The organism is Hominifimenecus sp. rT4P-3 (assembly GCF_051055405.1).
Lineage (GTDB): Bacteria > Bacillota > Clostridia > Lachnospirales > Lachnospiraceae > Pseudolachnospira.
The window spans coordinates 997,084-1,009,763 of record NZ_CP167068.1 but is presented as its reverse complement, the minus strand read 5'-3'; the positions used below and the strand labels follow the sequence as shown (position 1 = coordinate 1,009,763).

At 48.5% G+C, this 12,680-nt stretch carries 13 protein-coding genes and 2 tRNA genes; 2 read left to right on the top strand and 13 right to left on the bottom strand.

All coding sequences use genetic code 11. The features are described from left to right. Positions 1 to 16: 16 nt before the first annotated feature. Entirely contained in the window at positions 17 to 484 is a 468-nt protein-coding gene (rimP, locus tag ACCC71_RS04775) for a ribosome maturation factor RimP (protein ID WP_434311282.1), read from the bottom strand. A gap of 202 nt (positions 485 to 686) precedes the next feature. Here rimP and ACCC71_RS04770 point away from each other — a divergent pair. Next, positions 687 to 760, top strand: a tRNA-Pro gene (locus tag ACCC71_RS04770). Positions 761 to 777: 17 nt separating this feature from the next. Here the strand turns inward: ACCC71_RS04770 and ACCC71_RS04765 are convergent. The 12 genes from ACCC71_RS04765 to ACCC71_RS04710 all read right to left on the bottom strand — a co-directional run bounded on the left by ACCC71_RS04765 (position 778) and on the right by ACCC71_RS04710 (position 11,577). Then, positions 778 to 2,544, bottom strand: a complete 1,767-nt coding sequence (locus tag ACCC71_RS04765) for a CotH kinase family protein (RefSeq protein ID WP_434311281.1) — start codon at positions 2,542 to 2,544, stop codon at positions 778 to 780. Positions 2,545 to 2,554: 10 nt separating this feature from the next. Beyond that, complete coding sequence (locus tag ACCC71_RS04760; protein WP_434311280.1) at positions 2,555 to 3,226, bottom strand: DUF4956 domain-containing protein; 672 nt, start codon at positions 3,224 to 3,226, stop codon at positions 2,555 to 2,557. 31 nt (positions 3,227 to 3,257) lie between these two features. Beyond that, complete coding sequence (locus ACCC71_RS04755) at positions 3,258 to 3,929, bottom strand: polyphosphate polymerase domain-containing protein (RefSeq protein WP_434311279.1); 672 nt, start codon at positions 3,927 to 3,929, stop codon at positions 3,258 to 3,260. Positions 3,930 to 4,050: 121 nt separating this feature from the next. Next, positions 4,051 to 5,292: a sensor histidine kinase gene (locus ACCC71_RS04750; protein WP_434311278.1), complete on the bottom strand. Its 1,242-nt coding sequence runs from the start codon at positions 5,290 to 5,292 to the stop codon at positions 4,051 to 4,053. Continuing rightward, positions 5,285 to 5,968, bottom strand: coding sequence for a response regulator transcription factor (locus ACCC71_RS04745; protein ID WP_434311277.1), 684 nt, complete (start codon positions 5,966 to 5,968; stop codon positions 5,285 to 5,287). Before ACCC71_RS04745 ends, ACCC71_RS04750 begins: the two co-directional genes overlap by 8 nt. Positions 5,969 to 6,029: 61 nt before the next feature. Further along, complete coding sequence (locus tag ACCC71_RS04740; protein WP_434311276.1) at positions 6,030 to 7,403, bottom strand: sodium-dependent transporter; 1,374 nt, start codon at positions 7,401 to 7,403, stop codon at positions 6,030 to 6,032. Positions 7,404 to 7,677: 274 nt separating this feature from the next. Next, a tRNA-Glu gene (locus tag ACCC71_RS04735) sits at positions 7,678 to 7,749 on the bottom strand. Between the two features lie 194 nt (positions 7,750 to 7,943). Continuing rightward, positions 7,944 to 8,435 carry a Gx transporter family protein gene (locus ACCC71_RS04730; protein WP_434311275.1) on the bottom strand — a complete coding sequence of 164 codons (492 nt, stop codon included), beginning with the start codon at positions 8,433 to 8,435 and terminating at the stop codon, positions 7,944 to 7,946. A gap of 20 nt (positions 8,436 to 8,455) precedes the next feature. Further along, entirely contained in the window at positions 8,456 to 8,827 is a 372-nt protein-coding gene (locus ACCC71_RS04725; protein WP_434311274.1) for a NusG domain II-containing protein, read from the bottom strand. Next, positions 8,824 to 9,012: a heavy-metal-associated domain-containing protein gene (locus tag ACCC71_RS04720; protein WP_434311273.1), complete on the bottom strand. Its 189-nt coding sequence runs from the start codon at positions 9,010 to 9,012 to the stop codon at positions 8,824 to 8,826. The genes ACCC71_RS04725 and ACCC71_RS04720 overlap by 4 nt, the downstream gene beginning before the upstream one ends. Positions 9,013 to 9,024: 12 nt before the next feature. Further along, on the bottom strand, positions 9,025 to 9,318 hold the full coding sequence (locus tag ACCC71_RS04715; protein WP_434311272.1) for a metal-sensing transcriptional repressor: 294 nt from the start codon (positions 9,316 to 9,318) through the stop codon (positions 9,025 to 9,027). Between the two features lie 9 nt (positions 9,319 to 9,327). Beyond that, positions 9,328 to 11,577 (bottom strand): heavy metal translocating P-type ATPase, encoded by a 2,250-nt coding sequence (locus tag ACCC71_RS04710; protein ID WP_434311271.1) that lies wholly within the window; start codon positions 11,575 to 11,577, stop codon positions 9,328 to 9,330. A gap of 330 nt (positions 11,578 to 11,907) precedes the next feature. On the opposite strand from ACCC71_RS04710, the gene truA reads away from it, so the two are divergent. Then, positions 11,908 to 12,642, top strand: a complete 735-nt coding sequence (gene truA, locus ACCC71_RS04705) for a tRNA pseudouridine(38-40) synthase TruA (protein ID WP_434311270.1) — start codon at positions 11,908 to 11,910, stop codon at positions 12,640 to 12,642. Positions 12,643 to 12,680 lie beyond the last annotated feature (38 nt).

Sequence of the window (12,680 nt, the reverse complement as noted above, 5' to 3'; positions counted from 1 at the left end):
TTTCCTTTTTCCTCCTTTAAAAGTCAAACGCCAGACGAATCAGGGCGATATTCGATCGTTCCAGTGTCCGTTTGCTCTCCTCATTTTCTTGTATGGTAACCGTATCGGCATCATAATCTGTCAAAATACCGGTAAATTCCTTCTCGCCGTCTACCAGGCGAAAACAACGGATTTCCACCTCTTCTCCCATGCTGCGCGCAAAATCCCGTTCTTTTTTCAGCGGACGGCCCAGCCCCGGAGAACTGACTTCCAAAATATAAGCTTCTTCAATAAAATCTTTTTCATCCAGTTGATCGCTTAAACTCCGGCTTACCAGTTCGCAGTCATCGATCGTAATTCCACCGGGTTTATCAATATAGGCCCGCAGGTAACGGCTGCTTCCCTCCTTTACAAATTCCACATCCACCAGCTCAAAGCCATTCTTCTCCAATATAGGCGAAAGCAGCTCTTCTGTCTTTTGTTCGTAATCCTCCCTTTTCGCCAAATCCTGCGCCCCTTTCCAAAATTTCTTCCTTAATACGCTCAAAGAGTGGACTCACGTCCACTCTTCTACTCTAAACGATAATTTACCATTGGCAGTATAGCATTCTTTGCCATAGATTTCAAGGGTTTTTTGGATTTTTTTTAGAAAACGTCCAAAATCTGCTTGACAAATATGGGCGAACTCGATATAATAGCAGAGGTTTCGAGGTGTGGCTCAGCTTGGTAGAGCGCTGCGTTCGGGACGCAGAGGTCGCAGGTTCAAATCCTGTCGCCTCGACGAAATCATAGAAGATTTTACGGGACAGCTTCCATATTCTGGGAGCTGTTTTCCTTTTGGCCGAACTTCCCATTCCTTTCACCGCCCATACCGGATTTCATTCCTCCCATACCTGAATTCATTCCCCCCATATCGGAAACATTCAGGTCTCCCGCGTCAATCCATGTCGCCTCACTCTGGGTTTCCGTGGTTGAACCAATGGTGCCGTCCAGCTGGCCTTTTATACTCTCTGCGCGGAGCAGGCAAAACTCTTTTAACGTATCGATGCCCGTTACAAATTCCTCATAGGTGCAAAACTTAGTAGGGTCCGCTTCCACATAGGGAGAAATCAACGCTTTTACCGAATCGATCTTTTCTGCAAATTCCCCACTGTTAAAATAGGAAGAAATCCACTCGGAAAAATATTGATGATAACGTTCTGTGTATTCTTCCTCTGCAAAAATCCAGGCTATCATCGGCCGGTCTTCCACATTTCCTCCGGATACCGGGGAATCAATGGGATAGTTGATCAGGCTGGCCGCGTCTTTTGCGGATAAAAATCCGCCGAACGCCAGATTGTAATCCCACGGAATCATTGACATCTGACCGTTCTTTTCGTAGAGATAATAATTGTGAATCATCGAACCCGTATAGCTGTCAAAATTCAAGACAAAATTGTGCACGACAAAATAACGGATCACCGACTCTATATCAACCACTTCCGTAAGTGCTTCCCGGCTATTCAACTTTTTAAGGGATTCGATCAAACGCTCCTTATCGCTGTCCGACACATTGGTTTTCGCGTGATCAAAAATATTTTCATAGCTCTGGGCATCATCGTCGATATATCGAAGCAGCACATCGTCGCTTGTCTTTCCCATACCGCCCGGACCTTCCTGCCCCGGCTGTTCCCCTCTATTTGGAAATGTTCCTGGTTCCTGCCCCTCCGGCAGGCTTCCTATCTCTTGCCGTTCTGACGGCATCCCCGGCCTTTGCCCCTCCGGCAGATTTCCCGGCTTTTGTCCTTCCGGTGGCATTCCTGGTTCTTGCCCTTCCTGTTGCATCCCCGGCCATTCTCCCTGCGGCGCGTCTGGCCACTCTCCCTCTGGCCGTTCACCACTGTCTGGCTCAAAGTCTTCCCAGGCGTCCATCTCAAAGTCTTTCCCATTGCCCCGGCCGCCGCCGATATTCATGCTGTCCGGCTTATATAACTCTCCGTAATCCTTTCCGTAATTGCGTTCTAGAAACGCTTCCTCCACCCCTTCTACCGCAAGATACAATCCCCAGTTTTCGCCGTTTACCAGAATGTTCACATAGCTGCATAAAGGGGAAGCTACTCCGATTTCCGCCATCATCTGATAAGTCAGATAATCCTTTACATAGGTATTGTCCTGAATGATATTGTTCAAACACAGCTTATCCAAGCCATAATAGGTTTTCGCGCTGTCGTAGTGATCAAACTCGATCTTAAAGCTATAACGGTCGTTCCCGTAGGAAGCCACCTGAGTCAAAGAGGTGTTTCCTTTCGCGCGGATAGCAACATTCCTATATGCCTCGCCGTCGATCAAAACCGTGCAAACCGCATACTCCTCTGTTATGCAGCTATCGATGAATTCATCCCAGTCATCCATGACGATATCAATGGTATGGACACGGGAAGTGTCAAATAAACGGCTCTCATATCCCATTGTGGACGGCGTCTTTTGGATACCAAAACGGTCCGCATAGAAAAACCAAACGGTAAGAATCAGCGTAAGCGCCAGAACAACACAGCAAATCTTATCAAAATGCTTACTCGTCGACATTCCTTACTCCTTACCCCATATAATCGCCGTTGTAACTCACCAGTACAGCGCTGCGGACGCCGCTTATTTCTGACAAAGCGTTGATAAAATCCGTGCTGTCACTGTCCAGACGAACCTCCAGATTCACCTCGATTGCTCCCTTTTGCGCCGTCTTGCTTTTTACCACGCATTTCCGAACCTGTTTTTCTAGAAACGCTTCCGCCTCTTTTTCGCTGGCAGAATCCGCACAGGAAAGCACCACAATATAGGGATTGCTATGGGGCTTCTTGTTTACAAATATCAGCAGGACAATGCCGATGATCACGCTGCCGATCACCGCCAGAGGAATCATCCCCGCGGCCAGCACGATTCCAGCGGCAATGGCCCAAAAGAGAAACGCAATATCCAAAGGCTCTTTGATTGCCGTCCGAAAACGAACAATGGAAAGCGCTCCGACCATACCAAGAGAAAGCACCACGTTCGAAGTAACTGCAAGAATCACTACCGTGGTGATCATGGTAAGTGCCAGTAAGGTTGTACCAAAGCTGGAAGAATACATGACGCCCTGGTAGGTCTTTTTGTAGATAAAAAAGATAAATAGTCCAATGCCAAAGGCCAGCGTCAACGCCAGCGCCATATCAAAAAGGCTGACGCTGGTAATCTTTTCTTGAAAGCTTGATTTAAAAATGTCATCGAAAGTCATGTGTATTTGCTCCTTTTTTATTTTTGATCCATTAACCATAAATTCTGCAAGCGGCATATTTGGAAAATGCCCCCACCCGGCAGTTTCCTAACTGCAGTGCGTCCCGAATCAGATCCGGCAAAAATTCATCCCATTTCACTTCCAAAATAATCGGGGCGTTTCTTGCCGGAATCGTAACGCTGGATGGATTTAGAAAATCCTTTCCATTCATTCCCATCCGGATATGATAATCCAGTGTAACCCGTACATTTCCCGGTGAAAATAGAAAAGGTTCCCTCGTATATTCCACAATGGTTTTCGGGCGAAGCCCCTGGCCGATGATCTTGGTATACAGCTCTTCTACCAGAGGAATGCCGCTTTGCATCATCCAGCCGTAGTCTTGATCGATCACAGACTGCACCTGTTCTTTTTGCAGAACTTCGCTGTCCTTTCGGCATAAACCATCGATTTTGCTCTTTTTCTCCAGCTTCAAAAAAGAAGTGTCGCCATTGTAATATCGAATCCGAAATTTCTCTCTCCGGTTTACCCCATCCACTTTTTCCCGCAAAGCTTTATCCTTGGCATTGTCAAAATAAAGACTTCTTATTTCATATGTTCCATTTGCCGCATGTGGATCCTGTCTGGCTACCGCCAAAAGCCTCTGCCTTAAAATTAGCAGATCTCTCGGCTCGATCTCATGCTTCCATTCGTGCCGGTATTTCATAAAAAAAGAAACCTCCTGTACTGGAATGTCTCCATTGTACAGAAGGAAGATTGAAGTTTTATTGAAAATACCTGGACGATGCCCAAATTTTTCTGCTTGAAGGCAAAGAGTCCGATCATGCTTAATTTTGCAGAGGAAGAATTACCCGAAATTCCACTTTGTGATCCTCGCACTGCACATCAATGCTGCCGCCATGAGAATCCACAATTGCCTTCGCAATCGCAAGGCCCAGTCCATAGTGTTTTTCTTCCCCATTGCGGACAGTATCCATGCGGTAAAATCGGTCAAACATCTGTTTTTTTTGCTCATCCGGAATGGCCTCGCCTTCATTGACCACAGAAAGCGCCGCTGCACTTCGTTCCTTTTTCAAAGTAAGTAAGATTTCTGTTCCAGCCTCCCCATGCTGCAGCGCATTGTCCAAAAGAATGGCTGTCAGCTGTTTTAGCTGGACGGCGTTGCCCTTGATCCACAGAGGAGCGGATATCTCGCAGCGAAGGGTACGACCATTCTCAAAAACAATACTTTCAAAAGGCAGCGCCTCCCCGCTGACTAGACGGCCAAGATCTACGATCTCCATTTGAGGCGTGACGCTCTCCGCACGGGCAAGCTCCAATAACTGGCCCACCAGGATTCCCATCCGTTCGTTTTCATACTGGATATTCCCTAGCCATTGATTTTCCCCGATTTCTCTTGCCAGGAGTTCCGCATTGGCGCTGACGATGGATACCGGAGTTTTTAACTCATGACCGGCGTCGGATATGAATTGTTTCTGCTTTTGGTGGCTCTCCTCCAACGGCTGTACAATTTTCTTTGCAAGATATACTGCAAGGAAAAACAAGGCCACAATCGCCAGTCCGCCAAAAATCAACGTATATCGAAACAACGTCGTCATGCTTTCCTGCACGATCGTATTATCCATAAATGCCACTAGCGTATAAAAACCTTTATCCGCCACATGGTACACCAGATTGTGTTTTATGCCGGTAGGCTTGTTTTCCTTCATTACCTCACCGGCGATTTCTTCCAGTTCTTGGTTTGTATAAATGCCGGTTTGGGTATTTTGAATTTCAAGTACCTTCCCATCCTTGGCGATTGCGACAGAATAAAAGGTGGACAGTTGAAAGGCCGGCGTATTTTCCGGACGAGGCGGCCCTCCCGCCGGTTCCTGTTTTCCTGGGGAAAAAGGCTTGACCGGCTGCTGCTCCAAAAGATATAATTCTGCGTGGCGCTTCAGCATCTCACGGTTACGAGTTAATACCTCGTAATAGCTGGAACCATAGATGACGCAGAGTGTACCCAACCAAAGGAGAACCAGCACCGTCATGATTGCCGCTACGATTTTCCTCCTGGATTTCTTAAACATGATCCCACCTCAATTCATATCCAAGGCCCCTGACTGCCTTAATCTCTGTTTTTGCTCCTATAAACATCAATTTTTTACGGGTAAAGGACATATATACCTCCACCTTGTTGTATTCCGCTTCGTTTTCAAACCCCCAGATCTTTACGGCAAGCTGCTCTCTCGTGAGAATTCTCCCTTGATTGGCGATCAAATATTCCAGGATGTTATATTCCTTTTCACTCAAACGAACGCTCTGACCGGTAAGAGTACAAATCAAAGTTGCCGCATTCGTGTCAAGCATGATGTCTCCAAATGTCAGCGTTCCATCTGTGGAATGGATGTTGCGCCTGCCAAGAGCCCTCAGTCTCGCCAGCAACTCCTTTGTCATAAAAGGTTTTGTAAGGTAATCGTCTGCTCCACTGTCCAGCCCCTCCACTTTATCGTCGAGCTCGCCTCTTGCCGTCAGCATTAAAATTGGCGTGCGAATCCCCATTTTTCTAGCTTCCCTAGCCACTTCCAACCCATTTTTCCCTGGCAGCATGATATCCAAAATAATTACGTCATAGATACGGCTCTCTATCTCTTTTAGTCCAGAAATACCGTCGGCGCAGTGACAGACTTCATATTTTTCCAGACGCAAAAGCTCGCAAAGCGCCTCGGCCATTCTCTTTTCGTCTTCAACCAATAATAATTTCACGCTGACACCTCCGATTGTCCAAAGAGAAGCGGCAGAGATTTCCCTGCCGCCAAAATCATTCTTATGCGAAGAATTTCTGCCAGTAGCCGACCACAAAGATCAAAAGGATAATAATCGGCAGCACGAAAGCCATGTAGAAACGTGTCTTCTGCGGGAATTTGATTCCTTTTCCCGCGTCCGCTTCCGCAATAAAGTTCTTCCAGCCCCAGCCACATTTTCTGGTAATAAACAACAGGTAAAGGCAGCTTCCCAGCGGCAATAGATTATTGGAGATAATAAAATCTTCCAGATCCATGATCGAGCTTCCCGCTCCCAGCGGCTGTATCCCGCTCCAAATATTAAATCCAAAGACACAAGGCAAAGACAAAATAGGGATCAAGATCAAATGAGTAAGTACAGATTTTTTCCGATTCCATCCCCACAATTCCATAGAAAATCCAATCAAATTTTCAAAGATTGCAATGATCGTGGACAAGGCCGCAAAGCTCATGAAAATAAAGAACAAAGTTCCCCAGAGGCGTCCGCCGCTCATCTGCGCAAAAATATTCGGCAGAGTCACGAACACCAGCCCAGGTCCCTGCCCCGGATCCACGCCCAAGGAGAAGCAAGCCGGAAAAATAATCAAACCAGCCATCAAGGCAACGACGGTATCCAAAACTTCAATCCGAATTCCCTCGCCCGTCAGCGAACGTTCTTTTCCAATGTAGCTGCCAAAGATCACCATCGACCCCATGCCGATGCTAAGCGTAAAGAACGCCTGTCCAAGCGCCGCATAGAGAGCTTCTCCAAGCCCTGCTTCTACCATTCTGGAAAAGTCCGGAACCAGGTAAAATTTCAAGCCTTCTGCGGCCCCCTCCAAAGTAAAGCTGTGAATACACAGGACTGCCATGATAACAAAAAGAGCCGCCATCATCCATTTGGTAATCCGCTCCACGCCTTTTACCAGACCCAAGCTGCAGATTCCAATGCCAATCAAGCAAACCAAAAGCATCCAGAAAATTATCAAACCTGGCTGAGCCTGCAGATGAGCGAAGGCTTCTCCTACCTGTCCAACGTTCATACCTTCAAAGGAACCGGCAGCCATTTTCACCGTATAATAAAGCATCCATCCGCCGACCGTCGTATAAAACATCATCAAAAGATAGTTACCGATTACAGCGGCATAACCATACCAATGCCACTTGGTACCCTTTGGCTCCAATTCTTTAAAACAGCAGGCAATGGACTTTCTGCTGGCACGCCCCATGGAAAACTCCACCACCATAATCGGAAGTCCCAAAATAACCAAAAACAGCAGATAGACCAGTACGAAGGCGGCGCCGCCGTATTGTCCGGTAATGTAAGGGAATCGCCAAACATTTCCTAAGCCGATTGCACAGCCGGCGGAGATCAATATAAATCCCAGCCGGGAGGAGAATCTCTCTCTTTCCTTCATGTTTTTCTACCTCTCACTTTCACAAAATTCGGCGGTCTCTCAAATGTATCCCTTGCTCATTTTTACGCCAACGCGCAGACGCTTTAACGTGTAAAAGAAAAAGGAGGAAAAAAGAAAGGATTCCCAGCCAAAGAAATCCTTACATTTGAAAACACATCCTTGGGAGTATTCTAACATAAAACAGAATCGGTGACAAGATAAAAAGCAAACAAAAAGACAGATAAAAAATTAGAACGGAAAGAAAAAACGCTTCTCATTTTGAGAAGCGTTTTGCCAGTCCCTAGGGGAATCGAACCCCTGTTTCCGCCGTGAGAGGGCGGCGTCTTAACCGCTTGACCAAGGAACCATCTCGTCCGCATTTTACAAGCCGCGAACACATGATATTATATACAAGGTTTATTAAAATGTCAACCACTTTTCTAAAAATATTTTGTGGTTTCAGCGGAACACCCAGCCGCCGCAGACAATAATCGCAGGGACTTCTTACATGGGAACCGCACCGGAACATATCTTTCTCCGCTCTTATTCTTCCATATTTTATCAACTCAAGTGCGGAAGCCGCCGAATCAGCTGACCACCCAACACGCCGGTCAATACGCCGGCTCCCAGTCCAAAAATCAATAAAAACGGAAGATAATAAGCTAGATTTCCATTTTCCAGTACCGCTACTGCCACCAAAATCTGCCCAATATTGTGGGCGACCCCACCCAGTACGCTGACACCCGCCACGCTAAAAGCCTTACACCTCTTCCCGATCAGCATTGCCAGAAAGCTGAGAACTCCGCCTGCCAAGCTGTACAGCATGCTGAATGTATTGCCAAAGGTTAGGGCTACCAGCACAATCCGAACACCGTTGATGATCAGAGCATCCCTGCTCTTCATCCGATACAGCGCCACCAGAACCACCACATTGGTCAATCCCAATTTCATGCCTGGCACTACAAAAAATGCCGGCATCTGCGCTTCTATGTAACTGAGAACCATGGCCAGCGCAACCAGCAAGCCGTACTGCGCCACCTTTTTTCCTGTCATCCAATTCCTCCTGCCGCAATCTATGGCGCACCCACCATACCGTCTATCTCTGCCTCTTCTCCATTCTCCACCGTGATAACCACCCGGTTCGGCAGACAGACAATGGTCTGTCCCTGATAACGAATACTCGATTGATGCACGCAAAGATGATCCGGACAGCTGGCGTCCACTACCGAAGCAGCTCCGCCCTCAATCACCAGCTGATTGGTGCCGCCCTCGATCCCCTCAATGGTTACGGTCCTTTCTTCCGAAAGCGAATAGACAGCGTTTTGTACCCCGTCCACTTCCACAATCACCTGCGCGCCCTCTTCCTTGGTCGCCTGCAGCAAAAGAAGCGCGGCGCCGGCAAGCAGCGCCACGCTCCCCATCAGGAACCAATCTCCCCGTCTCACTCTGCCTCAAAGCCCAGATCGTCCAGGACTTCTTTTGCTTTTGCGACACAGTTCTCACAGCCGTCCACGGAAACGGTCTTCTCCGCCAGATTTACGGAAAAAGTCAGCCCCTCTTCCGTCATTGCCTTTGTGATTCGCTCCACGCACTTTTCACAGTGCATTCCAGGTACGTTTAAAACAGTCATCTTTCTTTCCTCCTATTTCATCAATTTCTGTATGATCTGGCAAAGCTCATCCACAGCCTCTTCCCGGCCTTCCTGAATGTCCTCCACCACACAACTCTTAATATGGCTATTCAGCAGTTCTCGGCAAAACGCATCCAAAGCAGATTTAACTGCGGAAACCTGCGTCAAAATATCCACGCAGTACCGATCATTCTCTACCATAGAACGAATTCCACGGATCTGTCCTTCCATTCGATTCAGCCGATGAACCAGGTCCTTATATTCCTTTTCGTCCCGGTGCTTTGTCCTTGTCCCGCAGCAATCCATGTTTTCCTCCTATAAACGAACGCCTTTTAGCCGCAGCGCATTTCCTACCACAAACACAGAACTGAACGACATGGCAAACCCGCCGATCATTGGACTAAGCAAAGGCCCGCCCAACAGATACAAAAGGCCTGCCGCCACCGGAATTCCCAGTGTGTTATAGAAAAACGCCCAAAACAAATTTTCATGGATATTTTTAATGGTCCGACGGCTCAGCTCTCTCGCCCGGTACACATCCATCAAATCCGAGCGCATCAGCACCACATCCGCGGACTCAATGGCAATATCGCTGCCGGTGCCGATGGCCACGCCCACTTGGGCCTGAGCCAGGGCGGGAGCATCGTTCACACCATCCCCTACCATCATAACCGTCCAGCCTTTTTTTTGCAAGCCTTCTACCACAGAAGACTTATCTCCCGGCAAAACTTCTGCGATTACGTGCTCGGAGTCCAAATTTACCTGAGCTCCGATGGCATCGGCCGTGGCCCGGTTATCGCCCGTCAACATGTAAACGTCGACGCCGGCTTTTTTCATCCGGTCAATCGCTTCCGCGCTGGTGGGCTTCACCGTATCCGCTACGCAGAGGATTCCGCGAAGCTCACCGTCCAGGACGACAAACATGGGCGTCTGCCCTTTCTCTGCGGCTTTTTTTGCAAAATCCATCACGCGCCCTTCCGGAACCGTTGAAAAGATCTCCCCAAGCAGCGCCCGGTTTCCAATGGCTACGGAATGGCCCTCAAAAACAGCCTGAATTCCCTTTCCCGTAATACTTTGGAAACTTTCCGGTTTTGTCAGTTCCTGACCCTGCTCCTTGGCATAAGTAACAATGGCCGCGCCGAGGGGATGTTCCGATAACAGCTCGCAGCTTCCCGCCACGCGTACCAGATCCGGGTCGCCGGTCAGCACATCCACCACCTGAGGATTTCCCGCTGTGATGGTGCCGGTTTTATCCAAGACTACCACATTGGTCTTGTGCATAACCTCCAATGCTTCCCCGCTTTTAATGAGAATTCCATGGTTTGCGCCAACGCCGGTTCCTACCATAATCGCCGTTGGCGTGGCAAGTCCCAGGGCGCACGGGCAGGCGATGACCAAAACCGATACGAAAATCGTTAAGACAAAAGAAAGTTCTTTTCCTCCAAAGATCGCCCAGGCCAGAGCGGCTATCAGCGCAATCCCAATCACCGTGGGAACAAAATAGCCGGCTACCAGATCCGCCACTTTAGAAATCGGCGCTTTCTTCCCCTGGGCATCTTCCACCAGCTGGACGATCTTGGATAGAGTCGTTTCCTTTCCCACACGGGTGACTTCCACTTCCATGGCTCCGTTAAAATTCACGCTGCCGCCAATCACCTGGTCTCCTTCTTTTTTCTCTACCGGAATACTCTCCCCGGTCAGCATGGATTCATCCACGCTGCTGACACCGCTTACCACTACGCCGTCCAAAGGAATTCTGGCCCCCGGTTTTATAAGAATCCGGCTTCCCGCCGTCACTTGGTCGGTAGGTACCTCCGACTCCACACCGTCCACCAAAAGGAGCGTGGTATCCGGCGTCAGTTCCATCAGCTTGCGAATTGCCTGGGACGTCTTTCCCTTGCTGCGGCTTTCCATAAATTTCCCCAGCATCACCAACGTCACGACCACAGCCGCCGATTCATAATAGAGACTGTGAACCGCATGGGCATCCGAAGGAATCCGAATAGTCATAAATAAGCTGTACAAAAAGGCGCTGGAAGTGCCGATCGCCACCAGAGAATCCATATTGGGATGGCCCTTGAATAAGGTGCGAAATCCCACAATATAAAATTTCTGCCCTGCAATCAATACCGGCGCCGTTAGGACTAGCTGAATCAGCGCATAATTGAGAGGCGCTTCCTCCATCCGCAAAAAAGAAGGGAGCGGCAATTCAAAAGGAAGCATATGTCCCATGGAGATATAAAGCAGAGGCAGGGCAAATGCAATCGCAACGATCAAACGGCGCTTGCTCTTCTCCAACGCTTCCTCCTGCTTTTCAAAGAGCTCCATGTCCTGTTCCCGCTTCGCCTCCGGAGGCGCATAGCTGGCGTGAAATCCAGCCCGCTCCACTTTCGCTTCGATCTGCTCCCGGCTAAGCTGTTCCGGATCGTAGGTGATCGTCATCTTCGCCGTGGTCAGATTTACCATACTCGTCTCAACGCCAGGCAGCTTTCTCGTCACTCTTTCTACCGCGCTGCTGCAAGCCGCGCAGCTCATACCCTCGATATTATAAACTTCTGTAACCATCTCTGTCGCCCTTTCTCCGCTTTTCTTCTACGATGGAGAGAGCAAAATTTACTCTGTCCTGACCATGTATGTCCGTAGTATATGTGGAAAACGATTTCCTCATACGAAAAAGCGGCGTTTTATATACCCCTATAGGGTATATAAAGAGCATAGCGGATTCTTTCTCTTTTGTCAATACCGATTCTCTGAATTTTTCATTTCAGGATGAGATAGCCTTATACGCTTTTATCGTCAAATCAAAGCGCTTTCCAAAATAATAAATCCGTGGTAAAATCACCTTTGAAATCCGTAAAAATATGGATAAGCATTGCATTTAAGAGGGAGAGCTTCATGAACTATCGCCTTATCATCCAATATGACGGCACCCGCTATGTCGGCTGGCAAAGACAAGCGAAAACCGCCGACACCATCCAGGGGAAAATCGAAGGCGTCCTCAGCCGGATGACCGGTTCCCCCATAGAAATTCACGGCGCCGGCCGAACCGACGCTGGGGTTCATGCCCTGGGACAAGTCGCCAACGTCCGTCTGAAAACAGAAAAAAGCCCGGAGGAAATCCGAGCTTATCTAAATACTTACCTTCCCGAAGATATCGGGATTGTCTCCGTAGCCGAAGCCTCCGAACGATTTCACAGCCGGCTCAACGCCATCGGAAAAATCTACTGTTACCGGCTTGCTACAGACCCCGCCCTTCATGTTTTGGAGCGAAAGTATATGGCGGCCTGGGAAACGCCCCTTGACCAAAAAGCCATGAAAAAAGCCGCCGGCTATTTGATCGGAACCCACGATTTCCAAAGTTTTTGCGCCAGAAAAAGCAAAAAGTCTACGGTGCGGCGGCTGGATGAAATCCACTTTGAGGAATTTCCCGGAGAACTGCGTCTGACCTTCCACGGAAACGGTTTTCTCTACCATATGGTCCGCATCTTAACCGGAACTTTATTGGAAATCGGTTCCGGCCAGAGAAGGCCGGAGGAAATCCCTTCCATTTTAGAAGCCAAGGAGCGGCGTGCCGCCGGCTTCACCGCGCCGGCCCAGGGCCTGACTTTAGTCGAGGTGCTCTATTCCTAAAAATCGAGGTGAGACACATAAGAAAGAATTTCCTATGA